Here is a 19,888-nt window from a genome sequence, read left to right on the forward strand (position 1 = left end):
CTAATTGTTCCAAGTCAATCCTCCTCTTTTCAATAAAACATCATTAATTTAATGACTTACTAATAGTCATTAATGAAAATTTAATTACAGCCTATATCTATTAAACTAAACTGAATGAAATTTTTGCGATTAATATATGTACAAATTGTGTACGTTTCAAAAAAATTTTAACGTAAACAGACTCTCTTTTCAATACTAAATACTATTTAATTATAAAATTAATTATTTCTATATTTTAAAAATGAATACATCCAAAGTTAAGAAAAAACAAATATTATGTCTAAACATGTAGGTAATCTTTGAATTTTGTGTCGATATCTTATATGATATAGTAGTATTATTTGCAGAATAATTTTTTTAATAGATAAATTTTAAAAAGAATTATTATTTTATAAAAGTGGGTGTATATACTTTGCTACGTGTTTTAAAAGGGGTATCATTAATAACCTCATTCATACTTCTAATTGTTCTATTGGGTGGGGCACTCGTAACAAAGACAAATTCTGGACTAGGTTGCGGAAAATCATGGCCATTATGTAAAGGTCAAATCATTCCTGTTAATTTAACCATTGAAACGGTAATTGAGTTATCTCATCGAGCTGCTTCAGGTCTTGCTGGGATGTCTGTATTATTACTTGCCGTGCTTGCATGGATTATTATTCCTCAAAAAAGAGAAACGAAATTTTTAGCAATCATTTCTTGTGTATTTCTAGTTGCACAAGCATTAATCGGCGCTGCAGCAGTTGTTTGGGGACAGATTCCCGCTGTGAGAGCCATCCATTTTGGTATTTCACTTATCTGTTTTGCTGCTGTTGTCATGTTAACACTATTAATTTTTGAACGTGATCGCAACTATCAAAAAGATACATTTTTTGTTGGAAAAAAAATGAAATTCCATACTTATGGTCTATGGATCTATTCGTATATTGTTGTGTACACTGGTGCTTTAGTTCGACACGAAAAAGCTAGTCTGGTTTGTCCGAGCTGGCCAATGTGTAGTAAAGTTAACAACGGATTCCCAACTCAATTCCACGAATGGGTTCAAATGGGACATAGACTGGCAGCATTCATGCTATTTGTTTGGGTATTAATTGCTTTTTTACATGCATTTAAACACTACAAACAAGAGCGTGGAATTTATATAGGCTGGTTAATTTCATTAGTTTTAGTTAGCCTACAAGTCATTTGTGGTGCATTAATTATCATGACAAACTTAAACATTTACGTTGCGCTTACGCATGCAATTTTAATTTCTTGTTTATTTGCGATCTTTAGTTTCCAATGTTTAGTTTGTACTAGAAGTCAAAAATCAAAGTCACAACTATTACAAAATAAAACTGTTTCATAAATAAAAAAGGTATTTCTCCTACTAAATTGTAGAAGAAATACCTTTTTTATTATCTTTGTACAAGTTCAATTAATAAGTCACCGGTAGCTATACTTTCACCTGAAGTTATAAATAAATCCTTTACTACTCCAGTAAATGGAGATTGAACAGTCGTTTCCATCTTCATTGCCTCTGTAATTACTAACGTTTGCCCCTTCTCAACTACATCACCTTTTTTAATTAAAACATCTAGCACCGTACCAGGCATCGTTGCATTAATATGATTCGGATTACTTGGTTCACCTTTTCTTTTTTGGATTACGGTAGATTTAATCGAATAATCTTTTATGACGATCTCACGAGGTTGTCCGTTTAATTCGAAATAAATGACTCTAGTCCCATCTAATTGTGCTTGTCCAATTGAAACTAGTTTGACAATCAAAGTTTTACCACGCTCGATATCTACTTTTATTTCCTCATCTAACTTCATTCCGTGGAAGAATGTAGGTGTATCTAGTACCGATAAGTCTCCATAGCTATCGACATTTTTTTGATAATCCATATAAACTTTTGGATATAGACAATATGCTAATACATCAAAATTTGTTACTTGTCGCTTTAATGAACGATATAAATATTCTTCAACATCCTTAAAGTCAATTGGCTTTAAAGTCTCACCCGCTCTTTCAGTTAACGGCTGTTTACCTTTTAAAATAATTCGTTGTAAACTTTTCGGGAAACCTCCATGAGGTTGTCCCAATTGTCCTTCGAAGAATTCAACTACTGAATCAGGAAAATCTATTCCTTCTCCTTTTTCATAAATATCATCTTCGTCTAAATTATTTTGAACCATGAATAATGCCATATCACCAACAACCTTTGATGATGGTGTTACTTTTACAACATCTCCAAATAATTGATTTACACGACCATACATATCTTTAACCGATTCAAAACGTTCACCTAAGCCTACTGCTTTCGCTTGTTGCTTTAAATTAGAATATTGACCACCAGGCATTTCATGTTGGTATACCTCTGTATGCGGTGATACCATTCCACTTTCAAAGCTACTATAATATTTTCGAACACCTTCCCAATAAGTAGAAAGCTGCTCAAGACCTTTAATATTTAAATTCGTTTCAAAATCCGATCCTTGTAGCGCATAATATAAGCTATTTGCGCTTGGTTGAGAAGTTAAACCTGACATACTTCCAATTGCCACGTCAACAACGTCTATACCCGCTTCAATTGCTTTTACATATGTGTACAAGCCGTTTCCACTTGTATCATGTGTATGCAGGTGAATAGGCAAATTAACAGTATCTTTTAATTCACTAATTAATGCATAAGCTGCTTGAGGTTTTAATAAGCCTGCCATATCTTTAATTGCAAGAATATGCGCACCAGCAGACTCTAAGTCCTTAGCAAGCTCTTTATAATAGGCTAAATTATATTTTGTTCTAGTTGGATCTAAGATATCGCCAGTGTAACAAATAGAAGCCTCAGCTAACTTACCATTATCACGAACAGCATCAATTGCCACTTCCATACCTTTTATCCAGTTCAAGCTATCAAATATACGGAATACATCTATTCCAGCTTGTGCAGATGCTTCAATAAATTTTTTAACAAGATTATCTGGATAATTTTTATATCCAACTGCATTAGAACCTCTTAATAACATTTGGAATAAAACATTTGGAACTTGTTCTCTTAAATTTAATAATCTTTCCCATGGATCTTCGTTTAAGAATCGGTAAGCAACATCGAATGTTGCCCCTCCCCACATTTCCATTGAAAATAAGTTTGGTAATAATTTTGACGTTTGCTCCGCAACTGCCTGCAAGTCTTTCGAACGAATTCGTGTTGCGAGTAGCGACTGATGAGCATCTCTAAACGTTGTATCAGTAAATAATACATTTGGCTGATTTTTTAACCATTTAGAAAATTCATCTGGTCCAAGCTTATCTAATAATTGTTTCGTTCCTTTATCAGCAACTTGGATATCACTCACGTTTGGAATAATTACCTCTTCAAATGAAGGTTTTTCCTTCACAGTAATGCCTGGAAAACCATTTACAGTTACATTTCCGACATAATTTAAAAGTTTAGTTCCACGGTCTCTACGTTTTGCAAAAACAAATAATTCAGGTGATGAATCAACAAAAGATGTATTATATTCACCAGATAAGAAATCAGGATGCTGCATAACATTTTCTAAAAATGGAATATTTGTTTTAATACCTCTGATTCGGAACTCTCTTAAATTTCGGTTTAACTTTGCAATTGCTCCGTCAAATGTTAGCGCGTGAGTTGTCACTTTTACTAGCAGCGAATCATAGTACGGAGTGATTACAGCCCCTTGAAAGCTATTTCCAGTATCAAGTCTTACGCCAAATCCTCCGCCTGAACGGTACGCCATTATTTTCCCTGTGTCAGGCATAAAGTTATTTAAAGGATCTTCCGTCGTCACACGAGCTTGAATGGCAAATCCTATTCTAGGGATATCATCTTGCGTTGGTATTCCAACTTTATCACTATGTAAGCTATTACCTTGTGCAATTAAGATTTGTGTTTGCACGATGTCAATTCCAGTTATCATTTCTGTGATTGTATGTTCAACTTGAACACGTGGATTCACCTCAATAAAATAGAAGTCATTCCCAGAAACTAAAAATTCAACTGTACCTGCATTTACGTATTCAACATCCTTCATTAGCTGAACAGCAGCATCACAAATTCTTTGTCTTAAGTCTTCTGTAATTGATGTACAAGGTGCTACTTCAACTAATTTTTGGTGTCTTCGTTGAATTGAACAATCTCTTTCAAATAAATGAACGATATTGCCTTGATTATCTCCTAAAATTTGAACTTCAATATGTTTCGGATTTTCAATATATTTTTCCACATATACTTCATCACTACCAAAAGCGGCTTTTGCTTCTGATTTCGCACGTTCATATGCTTCCTTCAAACCAGACTGGGTACGCACGATTCTCATACCACGTCCACCACCACCTAGGGCAGCTTTAATAATTATTGGATAGCCAAATGATTCGCCAAACGTAACAACGTCTTGTAAGCTTTCTACCGGGCCATCGCTTCCAGGTATGATTGGTAAATTTGCATGGAGAGCTTGTTGTTTTGCCTTAATTTTATCTCCAAACATATCAAGATGTTTTGAATGAGGACCAATAAAGATGATTCCTTCTTCTTCACATCTTTGTGCAAACTTTATGTTTTCAGATAGGAATCCATACCCTGGATGGATTGCATCTACACTATTTTTCTTAGCAATTTCAATAATTCCTTCAATATCAAGATAAGCATCAATTGGTTTTTTTCCTTTTCCAACTATATATGCTTCATCAGCCTTATAACGGTGGTACGAACCTTCATCCTCTTTTGAATAAATACCAACTGTTCTAATTCCTAATTCAGTACATGCTCTAAAAACTCGAATGGCTATTTCGCCACGATTAGCAACTAAAACCTTTTTAATTTGTTTCGTAAAAGTCATTATAAAGCCTCCCGTATTCATGAAAGATAATTATCAATAAATAAACAATAAAGTTTACTAAGACCAATATAAATTGTTACAAAGTTTCTTTTGAAATTTTATTTCGTATTGATATATTCATTAAAATACCTGCCATCGAAAGCATAACAATCATGGATGTTCCTCCATAACTAACATAAGGTAAAGGAACACCTGTAAGTGGGATAAGGGAAGTTACCCCGCCAATATTAATAAATGTTTGAATTGCGATCATCGCACAAATACCTGTTGCTAATAACGTATCGAATGAATCATTCGATTTATGAGCAATAAGCAAACCACGCCATACAATTAAAAATAAACAAGTAATGACAATAACTACCCCAATTAAACCTGTTTCTTCGCCAATTATAGCCAAGATAAAGTCTGTGTGAGGTTCAGGTAAGTACCCTAATTTCTGTATACTTTTACCTAACCCTACTCCCGTTAGACCACCATTAGCAAATGCAATCATTGAATTTACTATTTGAAATCCAATCCCTTGAGCATAGTCAAATGGATTACGGAAAGCTAAAAACCGATTTACTTGTACATCTGTTAATCCAACACCAAAACTTACGCAAAAACTAACAAGCGGATAGAGTACCAGTACTCCACCTGTAAATAATACAATCAATCTTTTCACGATAAATCCGCTACAAAACGAGACGGTCGCACATGCAAGTATGATTAGAATCGCTGTTCCTGTATCAGGCTGCATCCTAAGTAAAACGACAAACAAAAAGATTACAATCCAAGGGGCAAAAAGCATTTTCCAGTTTTTTGTAATTCCCTTTTGTCTCTTTGAGTACCAACCTGCTAACAGCATAATTGAACTTAATTTAATTAACTCGGCAGGTTGAATTCCAAAAACCCAACTTTTTGCGTTATTAACTACTTGACCAAATAGCAATACTGCTATAAGTAACAAAACACTAATGATTAAATTTAAAAATAAAATAATTCTTTTCCGAAAAATAGTTGCTGGCATTAACATTAAAAATATAAAAGCTACCATACCAACTTCAAATGACAATAATTGTTTTCGAAAAAAATAATCACTAGGCCAGTGCATGCTTTGATAACGAATTGTTGGTAATGCCGAGCTTGCACTATATACCATAATCAATCCAAATAAACATAAAATTAGTAGTGGAACTATAATCATATAATCCATATTCTTCAAATATTTTTTTAACATTATTAAATCATCCCTGCTTTGATTCTTTATACATTATGTATTCAACGATTTTGTAAAATTCCCTTTTTAAATAATCATATTGTAACATAGATTAATAGATTAATTCCTTTTGTATTTTAAAAAATGATTGTTTTCGAAAACTTTGTTGTTAATAAACATTTAGATTCCATAATTCCCACTCTAAGCTGCTCTTATTATTTTCACATTGCCAGAAAAGGTCCTAAAAAATATTAAAAAAGCTCAAACAACTTAATGTTTGAGCTCATGAAAATTGAAACTATCTATTTTTTTTGTTTGTGTATGCTTCATGCAAAGCAGATAATTGACGTTCAAGTTCTGAAAGAAGGTCTTTACCTTGCTCAACTTCAATTAAACCAAGTCGAGAAGCAAAATCAATTTCTCTAGAAAGACCGAACATTTGAGTATCTAAAACCTCTTCATATAGAGGGCATTGTGGCATTGTTAAATGATCAAGTTGTACATTTATTAATTTTAGTATCTTTTCAGCATCTTTTTTTAGTAATTCAAATGCTTTTTCTTTATAATCTGTTACAGCATCAGACCTCAATTTTCTCCCTCCGCTTCCGTACACGCTATACTATTTAATATTATAGTTCTTTTTAATAAAAATCAACACTTAAGCTATATATTTCCAAATATGTAAAAAAACAATTACATGCTCAATCTAAATCACTTGTTTCAACAAATTAAGTATAGTACATTTTCACGTTTTGATTCTTTTACTTCTATCTATTTTTAAAATACAACTGATTTCCATTCTATGATGCTCGCTTCCCTTTGAGCTGGCGTTGAGCTACCTCGTTGCATTAGTTCCTACTAACTAAGTTCTCACCTTCCTTATAAAACCAAAGGAGTCTCACCTCTCAGATTAAACATATTCTTAATCTACGGTTTGCTTAAAATATACCCCTTCAAAAACAATGCTCAATTTGAAAAGAGTCATTTTTATGATTATTTATCAATATTTTGACTAATAAATTGCCTTACGATTGTTAATAGTCGTACACTATAGATATATTTTGTATTCGAAGGAGTTATACAATGAGTGATGTTTTTTTAATTTCAGGCGAAGTAGATTTTCCCCTAACAATCGATCCAAGTGTTTGGATATTTGATGAACGAAAAATTGAGTTAGAGAACTTATTTAATGACGACAAAGTGAAAGAAGATGCAAATGAAAAGTATACAAAAGCGGTATCAAAGCATTGGGATCGAGAAATTACTGAAGGTTCAAAGGTAGACAATAGTCAACCTTTTGCAGCTCAGAAAAAACAATGGTTAAAAGAGTCATATGCGATGCCATTTTCTTATTTCATAGAAAATAGCAAACCTAGAAACCGAAATCAAAATGTTACAATTGAAACAGAAAATTCAACGATTGTTTTACCTTTTGAAACTGTTTTTGAAAGTTTTTTAGCATTTTCAAATAAAGGCAAAATGATTACTGAAGGTGGACCCGTACATCTTTACTTTAACGACGGTTCAAACAAAGATACACCGATTACGTCAATTCGCAAGATAATTTTCTAAACAAAAGAACATCCTACCTGTTTTACTCGGTAGGATGTTTTTTTAAAGTAGGTCTGCAGCAAGTTGTGCTATTGATGAGCGTTCCCCTTTAATTAACTTTACATGACCACTAATTTTTTGGTCCTTAAATTTCTCAACAACATATGTTAACCCATTGTTATATTCATCTAAATATGGATGATCAATTTGTTCTGGATCACCCATTAACACAATTTTACTCCGATCTCCAACTCGAGTTAAAATCGTCTTGACTTCATGTCGCGTCAGATTTTGAGCTTCGTCAATAATAATAAATTGCTCAGGTATACTTCTACCTCTAATATAAGTTAAGGCCTCCACTTCTATTGAGCCCATCCCAGCTAAAATGGCATCAAGTTCTCCTGGTTTTTTAGTATTAAATAAATATTCTAGATTATCATAAATCGGTTGCATCCATGGTCGTAGTTTTTCATCTTTCTCACCTGGTAGATAACCTAAATCTTTCCCAACAGGTACGATTGGTCTTGCAACTAATAACTTTTTATAATTTTGAAGGTCCTCTGTTTGCATAAGTCCAGCTGCTAAAGCTAATAATGTTTTTCCTGTACCAGCTTTACCAATTAATGTAACAAGTGGAATATCATCTCTTAATAATAATTCTAATGCCATCGATTGTTGAGCATTTCTTGGTCGAATTCCCCATATATGTTCATTTGAAAAAACAAACTTTTTGATCTTCGTTCCAGTTTTATCTACGATTCCTAAAGCTGAACTTGAACCACCTAAGGCATCTTTCAAAACAATAAATTGATTTGAATAAAACGGATGATTTGCAATATCTGAAACTGGCAACTCTGCTTTTTCATAAAATTTATTTAATAAATCTGTATTTATGTAGTACTCTAAATAACCAGTGTAAATATGATCTACTTCAACTACTCTATCACTTAAATAATCTTCAGCTAGTAAATTTAAGGCATCAGCTTTTACTCGAACTAACGTATCTTTACTAACTAAAATGACGGTTTTTCCACTTACCTTTGCCTCTTCTTCAAGTGATAAGTTTTTAGCAACTGCTAAAATTCGATTATCATTTGTTTTTTCAACAAATATTTCTTGAAGCTGTTGAAATGATCGATGATTTAATTCAATTCTAAACGTACCACCATTTTCAAGAGGAATACTTTCATGTAATTTTCCTAGTTCTCGAAAGCTATCGATTAATTTGGAAACATATCTAGCATTGCGACCAACCTCATCCATATATCTCTTCTTTGAATCTACCTCTTCTAATACAACTGCTGGTACAACGACATCGTTGTCTTCAAACGAAAAGATCGCTAGTGGGTCTTGCAATAGTACATTGGTGTCGAGAACATATATTTTACTCAATCCTTAACCTCCTGACTCAAATAACTAAGAATAAAATAATTTTATTTAATTCTAAATACATGTTTTAAAAACATGGTTACTAGTCAAAGAATGGACGAACCGTTTATATATTATATGAAATTCTCTATACTTTAGAATACGTTTTAATTACCATCAAGCCTCATAGGTTTTCAATCCGTTTAGTACTGCCAGATCTAATTTCTTTGCAGCTCTTTCATCATATGTTTTTGCGTATGCTGGCTCTGTCACTATTTTTGAGCCATAAAATAATATATTTTTAACTTCTTTTATCTCTACTTCAATACAAGCTAACTTTAATGGAATTGAAGGCAATTGCTTTGTTAAAACTTTTGCATCTCCTAAAATACTGTACACTGTTTCATTTGAAAATAAGCTTAATGAAACTCCTTGAACTGCTTCAATATTTGAAACAATAAATGAACGTTGATCTACTGCAAAACGAATTGTTTTATCATCTAACGCGATCAACCAAGAAATTGCATTTGTTACCGGTGTATTTTTTTCGTTGTTCACAGTACTTAAAAATACAATTTTTTCTCTGTTGCAGTCTTCAAATAAAACAGGCGACAATGTTTTTTCAATACTATTTGCCATCAAGGTTTCATCTCCTTTAATTAAAGAGTATACTAATATAATTCAAAGTTTACCTGAAAACTTCCTGCTAATTAAATTGATTTCTAAAAATATATTCTGAACCGTGCTATAATTATGTTAACTTAAGTTATAGATATAAGGAGAGAAACTTTACATGAGAGTTAAATGTATGATTTGTGATAAAACAGAATCCATCAGTGATGAATCACCAATCGCAAAAAAATTAAGAAATCGTCCTATCCATACATATACTTGTTCTGAATGTTACGATCGAATTGCTGTAAAAACTGAACAAAGAATCGCTACTGGTAAATTCCGTTTTTTAAAACCAATGAAAGACAATGATGAATGGTAAAAACAAACTAATTACAATCCATTTTTTATATTTTTTTCAATGGTTGTAATAATGTATATTTTTTGTTTTAAAAAGAAATCAACATTCATTTATAACGGAGCCTATTCAAAAAAAAAAGCCTAGATTTCAATATCTAGGCTTTTAATATTTCTCTGGATTTACTTTTACTTGATCTAAAAAACAATCGATCATTTCAATTGGAAAACGAGTTGTTCGTTCTTTCTCCCCTTGAGTAAAGGTAATTAAATAATAATCATCAATCACTTCAATTTGTACATCTGAAACTTTATGATCTTCCTTTAAAATCGAATCAAACATCTCATAAGTCTCTTTTGCGGCTTCATCAGATGGTCTCGCATCATATATTACTTTAATTGTTAACCAGTTATATAAAGCATCCTGAACAGAATTCATCATATTCCCACTTTCTAAATCAATTAAACTTATGTAGTCGCTTTACTCTTTTTGGATTGATGTAATCGAATTTTATATATTCCTAATACAAATACACTAGCTAGTAATGCTTCTACAATCGGAATTCTAAGTGCTAAAAATGTTAGAAAACTACAACCGAACATTAATAAAATATAAGTAATTAACATTTTAAGTATACTTAATTTCTTAGCAAATCCTAAATGATATACAACGATACTAAGAACAACGATCATACCATATAATATCCACATTGAAAGTTTCGTATCGTTCGTTAGATTAATTAATTGTGTTATGACAAATCCTAACCCTTGTGGAGTTTGCAATTTGATATCCCCCTATAAAATAATAAAACCGACTAATTTCTAGTCGGTTTTTATTATATCATAATTATTTTAAAATTTAATTATTCTTATTCAGCGAATTTTTTCTTTTTCGCTACACGCTCACGCTCATTTTTATCAAGAATTTTTTTACGTAAACGAATTGATGAAGGTGTAACTTCACAATATTCATCATCATTTAAGTATTCTAATGATTCTTCAAGAGTCATTAAACGTGGTTTTTTCATTGTTGTAGTTTGGTCTTTATTAGCTGAACGAATGTTAGTTGCTTGTTTAACTTTAACAACGTTTACTGAAAGATCATTTTCACGATTGTGTTCGCCAACGATCATACCATCATATACTTCTGTTCCAACTTCAAGGAAAATCACACCACGGTCTTCTAATCCCATAATACCGTAAGTTGAAGCTTTACCAGTTTCCATAGATACTAATACGCCTTGACGACGTCCACCAACTTGACCTTGGATTGCTGGTTGATAACTGTCGAATGTATGATTAATAATTCCATAACCACGAGTTAATGTTAAAAACTCAGTTGTATAACCAATTAGGCCACGAGCAGGCACCATAAATGTTAAACGAACTTGACCACTACCATTATTTACCATGTCTTTCATTTCACCTTTACGAGCTCCCATTGATTCCATGATAGAACCAGTATACTCTTCAGGAACATCGATTTGAACATGCTCAACAGGTTCACATTTTACACCATCAATATCACGAATAATAACTTCAGGTTTAGAAACTTGTAGTTCATATCCTTCACGACGCATGTTTTCAATTAAGATTGATAAGTGAAGTTCTCCACGACCACTTACGATCCAAACATCAGGAGAGTCAGTGTTTTCTACACGTAAACTAACATCTGTTTGAAGTTCTTGTAATAATCTTTCTTCAATTTTACGTGAAGTAACAAATTTACCTTCACGACCAGCGAATGGTGAGTTATTTACTAAGAATGTCATTTGAAGAGTTGGCTCATCAATACGTAAAATTGGAAGTGCATCTTGGTATTCAGCAGGACAAACTGTTTCACCAACATTGATATCTTCCATTCCAGATACTGCTACTAGGTCACCAGCATGAGCTTCTTCAATTTCAATACGTTTTAATCCGATAAAACCGAACATTTTTGTGATACGGAATTGTTTAACTGATCCATCAAGTTTCATTAAAGCAACAGATTGACCAACTTTCATTGTTCCGCGGAAAATACGTCCAATACCAATACGTCCTACATAATCATTGTAATCTAACAATGTTACTTGGAATTGTAATGGTTCATCACTATTATCGATTGGTGCAGGGATATGCTCAATAATTGTGTCGAATAATGCATTCATATTGTTTTCTTGTTTTGCAGGATCAGGTTCTAAACTTGAAGTTCCGTTAATTGCTGAAGCAAATACTACTGGGAATTCAAGTTGATCTTCATTAGCTCCTAATTCAATAAATAAATCAATTACTTCGTCTACTACTTCTTCTGGACGAGCAAAATCACGGTCAATTTTGTTTACAACAACGATTGGTGTTAAATGTTGTTCTAAAGCTTTTTTAAGAACGAAACGAGTTTGAGGCATACATCCTTCATATGCATCAACTACTAATAAAACTCCGTCTACCATTTTCATGATACGTTCTACTTCTCCACCAAAGTCAGCGTGACCAGGTGTATCCATGATGTTAATACGTTTTCCTTCGTATTGAATTGCAGTGTTTTTAGCTAAAATAGTAATACCACGTTCACGTTCTATATCATTTGAGTCCATTGCTCGTTCATTAACACTTTCGTTTGAACGGAATGTACCAGATTGTTTTAATAGTTCATCAACTAATGTTGTTTTACCATGGTCAACGTGCGCAATAATCGCTATATTGCGTAAATCTTCTCTTTTTTTCAAGTATATTCACTCCTAAAATGTTTACACATCTGTTTTCATTATTAACTAAAACATTATAGCACATGCATTGAGTAATATCTCAATAAATTATTTTTTATCTACTATAAAATTTATATAAATATTTGGTAAAGAAAGCTTTTTCAAATTTACAACGTATTCAACATTCTGTAAAATAGAATCTGGAACAGGGGGTTTCACAATGTCAAGCGCAAAATATCGTCTATTAGTTATTGCCATTTTATCTGTCATTTTTCTTATTCTTGTAGGGGTTACTTTAGCTGAAAAAAGTGTTATTGGTGCATCCATCTCACTTATTTTATCAATCCTAACAGTAGGTTATGGTTTCATAACGCGTGCAAAATTAAAAAGAGAAGGTAAGCTATAATACTTACCTTCTCTTTTTATTTCGGAAAAAATTCAATATAATTGGTTAATAATTCTTTTTGGATTGAAGAATTACTTACTAACACTGAACTTTTATTTAAAATCGAAAGTTCTTCATTTGTAAGTGTCGTACATAAGCCACCAAGTTCTTCAACAATTATTTTTCCTGCTGCAAAATCCCACGGAGAAAGTCTTGGTGTAATATATGCGTCGATTCTCCCAGTTGCTACATAAACCATTTCAATGGCTGCCGAACCGTAAGACCTACTACCCCTTATTTTTCTTACAAGACTCGCAAGTTTCTCATGATTTAAATATCGATTTTTAGTCAACCAGATCGCATTAACAGCTATAATCGCTTCTTCCAAAACAACTTCCTTTAATGGCTCAATTTTTTTATCATTAAGAAAGGCACCTTCACCTTTTTTGGCAAAATAAAGTTCATTATGTATTACATCAAAAATAAAGCCCATTTTTCCAATACCATTTTCATAAATACCTAATGAAATTGCAAAATTTCGTTTTTGGTGAACAAAATTCATAGTTCCATCAATAGGATCAAGTATCCAAACAATTCCATTTACTTTATTTAATTCATCGCCTTTTCCTTCTTCACCTAGTAAAAAATGGTCAGGATATTTTGATTTTATTTCCTTATAAAAAAATTTTTCTATTTCTTCATCTTTATTAGTAACTAAATCATTTTCATTTGATTTCGTATTAATTGTAATGGAGTCGTAGAGAGAGGTTTTTATATTTCCAGCTGCTTCAAACAGTAGTTTTCTTGCAAATCGTTCAATTTCAATCCAATCTTCATTCATTTTAAACACTCCAATATCTACATCGTAAACTAGTTGAATTGTTCTCCTGTATATCAGTTTACCAATTATATCCTAAAAAAATCTAATGAAATGATTTTTAATTCTAATTTTGAGGAACTTTTTTTTGGAGGTGGGCATACATTAAATCATTGGGCGGAGAAAAGTGTGCACAGAAAAACGAACCTACTTAAAGGTTCGGTAAATAAAACTCGCTAGGCTTCTAAACGAATTAATTCTAATCTTAATACTTCTAATTTCTTTTTACATTCAATCATTGCTTCGCTATCATTAACTGTCATTGCATCAAATAAAGTTGCAAGTTCATAGTCTAATTCTAATCTAAGTACCGGAATTCTTTTTTCAGCATCAGTTCTTTTTAAAGCATTAATCACTTGTCTCATTAATATCCCTCCATAGTATAAGTTTGCAAAACATACTGTGTTCAGTTTAATTAACTAAATTTTCAGATTTTTATTTTGCTACTAATATATGTTATTTGAGCTTATAATGTAACTATTTTATAGAGAAACATTCTACCCATTTGTTTTTGGACAAACATGGTATAATAATTAGAGAATTTTTTCTAGGGGGTCCAAAATGATTCAACGTTTTTTTACAGAAAGTGATTTTGAAATCTTTACAACAGATGCAACGCTTGAAAATAGAATGAATTTAATCCAAACAAACATTCAACCAAAATTTAAGGAAATTGAGCAAGAAATCTTACCATTCTTAAATAACTCAACAGACGAATTTTTTTATGGCCATATTGCCAAACATGCTCGACGTACTGTCAATGCTCCAAAAGATACTTGGATTGCATTTGCTACAAATAATCGAGGGTATAAAATGCTTCCACATTTCCAATTCGGACTTTGGGGTACTCATCTTTTTGTTTGGTTTGCAAATATCTATGAGAGTGCAAACAAACAATCAATTGCTAAAAATTTTGATAAGAGCAAAAATAAACTTTACAAAATAATTCCTAAAAACTACGCTATTTCATACGATCACATGAAACCTGATGTTTTACTAAAAAGTAAAATGAAAAAAGAAGAATTTAATCAAGGTATTCAAAGATTTTACGATATCAAAAAAGCAGAATATCTATGTGGAATCACTATTCCAAAAGATGAGGCAATTACACTTTCAAAAGATGAACTAATCAATCGAATAAAAGATACTTATAACACTTTACTTCCTTTATACAAAATCAGTATAAGTGAATAAATTTTTATAAGTGTTGTTTAATTATACATATGTAAAAATCAAAAGTCTATGCCCAATCTTTACACATTTTTCGACAGTTCGCCCACAAAATAAGGCATGCTAAAACGACTCCTTTCTGTCGGGACGTAAGCATGACCCACTTTCATTCGGCCCAAAACATAAAAAAAGTCGGTAAAAAAAGCAATTGATTTCCTAATGGAATATCAATTGCCTTTTTTTACATTTTTATTTTCTCACCTGGTGATGCACTCTTTGCTTTTTGCATTACTCGATATGCTGAGTACCCTGATAATTCTTCTAATTCGCCGCATAATTTCTTTTCATCTGCAATACTAGGAACAATCGTTTTAAATTGCTTATATGCTGACATTAATTCGTCTCGGTTAATTCCTTTTTCATAAGCTTTTTCAATAGATGAGTAAAACTGTATAACTTCGATTGTTTCATTTGTACTCCAATCATAAAGTATTGGGTATTGATAATCCATTTGTACCACTCCTAAAAACAATTTATCTCATACATATTAACATATATATCATTTTCTTTTCTTCTATTAAATATTGATATAATTTCATTTGAATGAATAATATTTCATATCTTTACTATTTTTTTCTATACAGAAAATTCATAGAATGATATAATTTTTTTGTTTTTCAAATGAAGGTAAAACAGTTTATAACTTAATGAGAGTAAACATTTGATTTGTTTACAAACATACCACTTCCGAAAAACACTATTATTCATAAATGGGGTGTATGTTAAATGAACCAAAATGAAACACCGTTGTTTTCTTCTTTATTAGAGCATGCAAAGAAGGATCCAATTCAGTTCCATATTCCAGGTCATAAAAAAGGAAATGGAATGGATCCTGAATTTAGAGAGTTTATAGGCGATAACGCGCTATCCATCGATTTAATCAACATTGCTCCTTTAGATGATTTACATCATCCGAAAGGTAAAATAAAACAAGCACAAGATCTTGCAGCTGAGGCTTTTGGTGCTGATTATACTTTCTTTTCAGTACAAGGTACTAGTGGGGCTATAATGACAATGGTGATGAGTGTTTGTGGGCCTGGTGATAAAATTATCGTACCTAGAAATGTACATAAATCCGTATTGTCTGCCATCATTTTTTCTGGTGCAACACCAATATTTGTGCATCCAGAAATTGATATTGAGTTAGGTATATCTCACGGAATTACAACTAATGCTGTAAAAGAAGCAATTTTAAGCCATCCTGATGCAAAAGCAGTTTTGGTAATTAATCCTACATACTTTGGCTTTGTGGCTGATTTAAAAAGCATCGTAGATTTAGCACATTCTCATGGAATTGCCGTTTTAGTAGATGAAGCTCATGGCGTACATATCCATTTCCATCATGAACTTCCAATATCAGCCATGCAAGCAGGCGCTGACATGGCTGCTACGAGTGTTCATAAGCTTGGTGGCTCATTGACCCAAAGTTCAATATTAAACGTAAAAGAAGGCATTGTGAATGTCCACAGAGTACAATCTGTTTTAAGTATGCTTACAACGACTTCAACTTCATATTTATTGCTTGCTTCATTGGATGTAGCCAGAAAACGATTAGCTACCTTTGGAGAAGATTTAATTTCAGATACAATTAGATTAGCAAATGAAGCTCGAAACAAAATAAATAAAATTGATGGATTATATAGCCCAGGTTATGAGTTAGTCGGTAAAGAAGCTACATATCATTTCGATCCTACTAAACTATTAATTAGTGTAAAAAAATTAGGGATCACTGGTCACGATGTAGAAGTGTGGCTAAGAGAACGCTTTAATATCGAAGTTGAGATGTCAGATTTATATAATGTTCTTTGTATTCTTACGTCTGGTGATAGCAGTGAAGCTATTGACAAATTAGTTCACGCTTTCGAAATACTAGTTCAAGAATTTCCTATTTCAAAGAACTATATGAACTTAGATGTCACAATCCCTACAATTCCTAACTTAGCAGTTTCACCTCGAGATGCATTTTATTCAGAAACAGAATCTGTTCCTTTAGAGGAATCAGTTGGACGAATTATCGCAGAGTTTGTGATGGTCTATCCGCCAGGAATTCCTATATTCTTACCTGGTGAAGAAATAACACTTGAAAATTTAATTTATATTAAGAAGAACATTGAAGCTGGTCTACCGGTGCAAGGTCCAGAGGACGAAGAATTATTAACTTTAAAGGTCATTAAATAAATAGGTTCCATTAATTGATTATTTATATTAAGTTCTGTTACAGCAGGAGTTATTATAGAATTGTTGCGGGAGATGCGAGCCTCCTGTTGGAATGTACGTGATTGTAACTAAGGAGGCTCAGTGTCGTTCAATTAAAAGTGATCATTCATGATTGAAAATCTTTTTAAATCGCAACAAAAATTACTACCCTATAAATAAAATAATAGAATGTTTAAGAAGACTAGGAAAAAATATCCTAGTTTTTTTGTTATGAAAATCACATCTACATTAATTGGGCATATGATAGGTAACGTAATTACATTAATTCATATTGAAAATTGCAATAATGATAGGATGTGAACCTATGATAGTCGTGAATAATAAAATTGTTCAGGCTTCATTAAAAAATAGTGAAGATTCAAGCAACCCGCTTTTTCGAGAAATTCTAAAAGGATTAACGGATAGTAGAAAATCAAATATTTATAAATCGAATCGAGAATTATCATTCGACTTAACTTTACGTACTTATATTATTAAGGCATCAAAAGAATTGCTTGCGAGCAATATGCAATTTAGGGTTTTTAGAAAAGCTTATTGTAATCCAATGTTTTGGTTTCGTACACCACAAGGTGGTTTCAGACTTAGGCCAGGTGTAAGAGCGTCAGCAGGTATTTATGATATTTTTAGAAATGGACAATTTTATGCAACAGAGTGTGCTACTGCTATGGTTATGATTTTCTATAAGGCATTATTGGACTTATACGGTTATGAAATATTTGATCAATTATTCCAAGGCTTATATTTATATACTTGGAATTACGATCAAAACTTAGCTATTCGTACATCAGAAGTAGATCGACCTGCTCCTGGAGATATCGTTTATATTAAAAACCCTCAAGTAGATCCAATGACCCCTGAGTGGCAAGGTGAAAATACCGTTGTAATGGGAAGTGGTTATTATTATGGGCATGGCATCGGAATTCGTACACTTCCAGAGATCATATTCCACTTAAATATGCATCGATATCCTTTTGCGATGATAACAGCCTTCTTAACGAACTTAAACACAAGAATAGATGCTGATGAAATGGCAAGTTATCTAAAAGATGATTCAAAGCTGATTCCTGTAAGTTCGAAAGTCGTTTCGAGTGAGGTAATTACTGCTCGAATTGGAGATCAGTCTCAAATCGCATAAAAATAGAGGGTACCTATAGGTACCCTCTTTATCATGTTTATCTTATTTAATTAGATAATTATTTAATATTAACAAGTTTCTTCAGAAGACGGCTCACAATGCTCACAATCTTTAACATATAACGTTGTAACTTTCTCATCCTCGAAATGACCTACTGTTTTATCACAACATTTACATACGAACGTTCCCATCTTGTAACCCCTTTCATAATGATGTATCAATTAACTATCCTCATTATAAAGTGTTATACTTATTTACGCAATAGGCAAATAAGTATAACTCATATTTTTTATTTAATGAGTGCATCCCTTTTAATACATTGTATTAATTACCTAATTAGTATGTCACATTATTATTTTCCTATTCGTAACTCTCTTCAATTCTAGGAGCTGGTAACCAGTCTGCTAAATACTCAGCCAGTTGCATTGCCTCCTCTTCACTTTTCAATTTGCAAAGGAATTTTAATTGACTAGGAAATGAGACATCTTGTCGATCTAATACAATACATTGACGGGATTGCATGCAAATGACGAGTGGTTTCCCGAAGAACATGTTCGTGTATACAATGCCTATATCGTATCTTATGTCATTAGCGATAAAACCAACAAATCTTACTCTAGGATTTTCGATATCATCATATAATTTTTCAAACATATTATTTTCCACTCCTCACATTTGTGTTGTAAGTCTATACTTATGATGTGATTGTGAAATTCATTCCGAATACTTGTCTAAAAATTTGAAATAATGTTATGATATTACTAATGAAAAGTTTTTTGGAAAGACAACTTAGGGGGAAATATAAATGGTTCAACAAGCTACCATTCAATTAATGGATAAATCAAAATATGAAGAGGCAAATTTAGATTTATTAAAAAACTTAATTAATGACTACATACAATCATCAAATAAAATAGGGCAACAAGTTGATTGGAAATACGAAAGTGCTTCCTTTCCATATAATATCTCTACAAAAAAATTGGATGATCAAGATGCTCTTTACTTACAAAGTAATGATAGTAATGATCCCAGATATAATCACTTTGTTGTATCAGTTCAAGATGACAAAAATATTGTTATTACACTTTTGCCTAATTCAACTTATGGTGATAAAGGTAAAGCGAATGAGTTTTGCAGATTTTTAGCCCAAAAAGTAGAAGGTAAATTAGAATTATTTAATAAGAGAATTATGTATTTTTACAAAAGATAAAGATTAAAACATATTAATGATCATTTGACAAAAGAAAAATATGCTAGCATTGAAGCAAGTAATCATAATACTTGCTTTTTTGCTGTTTCCAACATACTGAGCTATAAGATAAAGTTGAAAAAAAAACACTAAAAATAAAATGATTTTTGAATGTATTTGATCTCTTTTTGATAAATACAATACAAAAGAAAATCCGATCCAAAAAATTTGATGT

General features: G+C 32.0%; 21 protein-coding genes. 8 read left to right on the forward strand and 13 right to left on the reverse strand.

The features are described from left to right. The first annotated feature begins 412 nt into the window (after positions 1 to 412). Positions 413 to 1,348: a COX15/CtaA family protein gene (locus tag B7R65_RS16480; protein ID WP_088043932.1), complete on the forward strand. Its 936-nt coding sequence runs from the start codon at positions 413 to 415 to the stop codon at positions 1,346 to 1,348. 49 nt (positions 1,349 to 1,397) lie between these two features. On the opposite strand, the gene pyc is transcribed toward B7R65_RS16480, so the two are convergent. From pyc to B7R65_RS16495, 3 genes are all read right to left on the reverse strand, one after another. Next, entirely contained in the window at positions 1,398 to 4,847 is a 3,450-nt protein-coding gene (gene pyc, locus B7R65_RS16485) for a pyruvate carboxylase (protein WP_088043933.1), read from the reverse strand. A 76-nt stretch (positions 4,848 to 4,923) separates the two neighbouring features. Beyond that, a complete protein-coding gene (locus tag B7R65_RS16490; protein WP_088043934.1) occupies positions 4,924 to 6,066 on the reverse strand; it encodes an FtsW/RodA/SpoVE family cell cycle protein in 1,143 nt (380 codons plus the stop codon). A 277-nt stretch (positions 6,067 to 6,343) separates the two neighbouring features. Next, positions 6,344 to 6,634 carry an Fpa/YlaN family protein gene (locus B7R65_RS16495; RefSeq protein WP_088043935.1) on the reverse strand — a complete coding sequence of 97 codons (291 nt, stop codon included), beginning with the start codon at positions 6,632 to 6,634 and terminating at the stop codon, positions 6,344 to 6,346. 494 nt (positions 6,635 to 7,128) lie between these two features. On the opposite strand from B7R65_RS16495, the gene B7R65_RS16500 reads away from it, so the two are divergent. After that, complete coding sequence (locus B7R65_RS16500; RefSeq protein ID WP_088043936.1) at positions 7,129 to 7,617, forward strand: hypothetical protein; 489 nt, start codon at positions 7,129 to 7,131, stop codon at positions 7,615 to 7,617. A gap of 42 nt (positions 7,618 to 7,659) precedes the next feature. Here B7R65_RS16500 and B7R65_RS16505 read toward each other — a convergent pair whose 3' ends face one another. Beyond that, positions 7,660 to 8,988, reverse strand: a complete 1,329-nt coding sequence (locus B7R65_RS16505; protein ID WP_088043937.1) for a PhoH family protein — start codon at positions 8,986 to 8,988, stop codon at positions 7,660 to 7,662. Positions 8,989 to 9,141: 153 nt separating this feature from the next. Continuing rightward, positions 9,142 to 9,603 (reverse strand): pyridoxamine 5'-phosphate oxidase family protein, encoded by a 462-nt coding sequence (locus B7R65_RS16510; RefSeq protein WP_088043938.1) that lies wholly within the window; start codon positions 9,601 to 9,603, stop codon positions 9,142 to 9,144. Between the two features lie 154 nt (positions 9,604 to 9,757). Between B7R65_RS16510 and B7R65_RS16515 the strand changes: the two genes are divergently transcribed. Next, positions 9,758 to 9,958: a YlaI family protein gene (locus tag B7R65_RS16515; RefSeq protein WP_088043939.1), complete on the forward strand. Its 201-nt coding sequence runs from the start codon at positions 9,758 to 9,760 to the stop codon at positions 9,956 to 9,958. A 141-nt stretch (positions 9,959 to 10,099) separates the two neighbouring features. Here B7R65_RS16515 and B7R65_RS16520 read toward each other — a convergent pair whose 3' ends face one another. The 3 genes from B7R65_RS16520 to typA form a co-directional block, all read right to left on the reverse strand. Then, positions 10,100 to 10,372 (reverse strand): hypothetical protein, encoded by a 273-nt coding sequence (locus B7R65_RS16520; RefSeq protein WP_088043940.1) that lies wholly within the window; start codon positions 10,370 to 10,372, stop codon positions 10,100 to 10,102. A gap of 29 nt (positions 10,373 to 10,401) precedes the next feature. After that, positions 10,402 to 10,716: a YlaH-like family protein gene (locus B7R65_RS16525; RefSeq protein ID WP_256941370.1), complete on the reverse strand. Its 315-nt coding sequence runs from the start codon at positions 10,714 to 10,716 to the stop codon at positions 10,402 to 10,404. Between the two features lie 86 nt (positions 10,717 to 10,802). Further along, entirely contained in the window at positions 10,803 to 12,641 is a 1,839-nt protein-coding gene (gene typA / locus B7R65_RS16530) for a translational GTPase TypA (RefSeq protein ID WP_088043941.1), read from the reverse strand. 199 nt (positions 12,642 to 12,840) lie between these two features. Between typA and B7R65_RS16535 the strand changes: the two genes are divergently transcribed. Next, positions 12,841 to 13,026, forward strand: a complete 186-nt coding sequence (locus B7R65_RS16535) for a DUF5325 family protein (protein WP_088043942.1) — start codon at positions 12,841 to 12,843, stop codon at positions 13,024 to 13,026. 16 nt (positions 13,027 to 13,042) lie between these two features. Here B7R65_RS16535 and B7R65_RS16540 read toward each other — a convergent pair whose 3' ends face one another. Together B7R65_RS16540 and B7R65_RS16545 are read right to left on the reverse strand one after the other, a co-directional pair. Beyond that, positions 13,043 to 13,846: an inositol monophosphatase family protein gene (locus tag B7R65_RS16540; RefSeq protein WP_088043943.1), complete on the reverse strand. Its 804-nt coding sequence runs from the start codon at positions 13,844 to 13,846 to the stop codon at positions 13,043 to 13,045. 212 nt (positions 13,847 to 14,058) lie between these two features. Continuing rightward, positions 14,059 to 14,247: a hypothetical protein gene (locus tag B7R65_RS16545; RefSeq protein WP_088043944.1), complete on the reverse strand. Its 189-nt coding sequence runs from the start codon at positions 14,245 to 14,247 to the stop codon at positions 14,059 to 14,061. A gap of 196 nt (positions 14,248 to 14,443) precedes the next feature. On the opposite strand from B7R65_RS16545, the gene B7R65_RS16550 reads away from it, so the two are divergent. After that, complete coding sequence (locus tag B7R65_RS16550; protein WP_088043945.1) at positions 14,444 to 15,076, forward strand: YktB family protein; 633 nt, start codon at positions 14,444 to 14,446, stop codon at positions 15,074 to 15,076. Positions 15,077 to 15,293: 217 nt separating this feature from the next. On the opposite strand, the gene B7R65_RS16555 is transcribed toward B7R65_RS16550, so the two are convergent. Next, a complete protein-coding gene (locus B7R65_RS16555; protein ID WP_088043946.1) occupies positions 15,294 to 15,563 on the reverse strand; it encodes a UPF0223 family protein in 270 nt (89 codons plus the stop codon). A gap of 275 nt (positions 15,564 to 15,838) precedes the next feature. On the opposite strand from B7R65_RS16555, the gene B7R65_RS16560 reads away from it, so the two are divergent. Continuing rightward, on the forward strand, positions 15,839 to 17,290 hold the full coding sequence (locus tag B7R65_RS16560) for an aminotransferase class I/II-fold pyridoxal phosphate-dependent enzyme (RefSeq protein ID WP_088043947.1): 1,452 nt from the start codon (positions 15,839 to 15,841) through the stop codon (positions 17,288 to 17,290). Between the two features lie 343 nt (positions 17,291 to 17,633). Then, entirely contained in the window at positions 17,634 to 18,464 is an 831-nt protein-coding gene (locus B7R65_RS16565) for a protein-glutamine gamma-glutamyltransferase (RefSeq protein WP_179194905.1), read from the forward strand. Between the two features lie 68 nt (positions 18,465 to 18,532). On the opposite strand, the gene B7R65_RS16570 is transcribed toward B7R65_RS16565, so the two are convergent. Further along, positions 18,533 to 18,655, reverse strand: coding sequence for a GapA-binding peptide SR1P (locus B7R65_RS16570; RefSeq protein ID WP_088043949.1), 123 nt, complete (start codon positions 18,653 to 18,655; stop codon positions 18,533 to 18,535). Positions 18,656 to 18,824: 169 nt separating this feature from the next. Next, positions 18,825 to 19,118 carry a DUF3055 domain-containing protein gene (locus B7R65_RS16575; protein ID WP_088043950.1) on the reverse strand — a complete coding sequence of 98 codons (294 nt, stop codon included), beginning with the start codon at positions 19,116 to 19,118 and terminating at the stop codon, positions 18,825 to 18,827. A 151-nt stretch (positions 19,119 to 19,269) separates the two neighbouring features. On the opposite strand from B7R65_RS16575, the gene B7R65_RS16580 reads away from it, so the two are divergent. Continuing rightward, positions 19,270 to 19,674 (forward strand): DUF1885 family protein, encoded by a 405-nt coding sequence (locus B7R65_RS16580; RefSeq protein WP_088043951.1) that lies wholly within the window; start codon positions 19,270 to 19,272, stop codon positions 19,672 to 19,674. Positions 19,675 to 19,888: the final 214 nt, after the last annotated feature.

This window comes from Bacillus sp. EAC (assembly GCF_002156875.1).
Classification (GTDB): Bacteria; Bacillota; Bacilli; order Bacillales; family Bacillaceae_G; genus Gottfriedia.

Coding starts and splice junctions, on each gene's coding strand:
- pyc (WP_088043933.1), bottom strand. CDS start 4,847: ATGACTTTTACGAAACAAATTAAAAAGGTTTTAGTTGCTAATCGTGGC.
- B7R65_RS16490 (WP_088043934.1), bottom strand. CDS start 6,066: ATGTTAAAAAAATATTTGAAGAATATGGATTATATGATTATAGTTCCA.
- B7R65_RS16500 (WP_088043936.1), top strand. CDS start 7,129: ATGAGTGATGTTTTTTTAATTTCAGGCGAAGTAGATTTTCCCCTAACA.
- B7R65_RS16510 (WP_088043938.1), bottom strand. CDS start 9,603: ATGGCAAATAGTATTGAAAAAACATTGTCGCCTGTTTTATTTGAAGAC.
- B7R65_RS16515 (WP_088043939.1), top strand. CDS start 9,758: ATGAGAGTTAAATGTATGATTTGTGATAAAACAGAATCCATCAGTGAT.
- B7R65_RS16520 (WP_088043940.1), bottom strand. CDS start 10,372: ATGAATTCTGTTCAGGATGCTTTATATAACTGGTTAACAATTAAAGTA.
- B7R65_RS16535 (WP_088043942.1), top strand. CDS start 12,841: ATGTCAAGCGCAAAATATCGTCTATTAGTTATTGCCATTTTATCTGTC.
- B7R65_RS16540 (WP_088043943.1), bottom strand. CDS start 13,846: ATGAATGAAGATTGGATTGAAATTGAACGATTTGCAAGAAAACTACTG.
- B7R65_RS16545 (WP_088043944.1), bottom strand. CDS start 14,247: ATGAGACAAGTGATTAATGCTTTAAAAAGAACTGATGCTGAAAAAAGA.
- B7R65_RS16550 (WP_088043945.1), top strand. CDS start 14,444: ATGATTCAACGTTTTTTTACAGAAAGTGATTTTGAAATCTTTACAACA.
- B7R65_RS16555 (WP_088043946.1), bottom strand. CDS start 15,563: ATGGATTATCAATACCCAATACTTTATGATTGGAGTACAAATGAAACA.
- B7R65_RS16560 (WP_088043947.1), top strand. CDS start 15,839: ATGAACCAAAATGAAACACCGTTGTTTTCTTCTTTATTAGAGCATGCA.
- B7R65_RS16565 (WP_179194905.1), top strand. CDS start 17,634: ATGATAGTCGTGAATAATAAAATTGTTCAGGCTTCATTAAAAAATAGT.
- B7R65_RS16570 (WP_088043949.1), bottom strand. CDS start 18,655: ATGGGAACGTTCGTATGTAAATGTTGTGATAAAACAGTAGGTCATTTC.
- B7R65_RS16575 (WP_088043950.1), bottom strand. CDS start 19,118: ATGTTTGAAAAATTATATGATGATATCGAAAATCCTAGAGTAAGATTT.
- B7R65_RS16580 (WP_088043951.1), top strand. CDS start 19,270: ATGGTTCAACAAGCTACCATTCAATTAATGGATAAATCAAAATATGAA.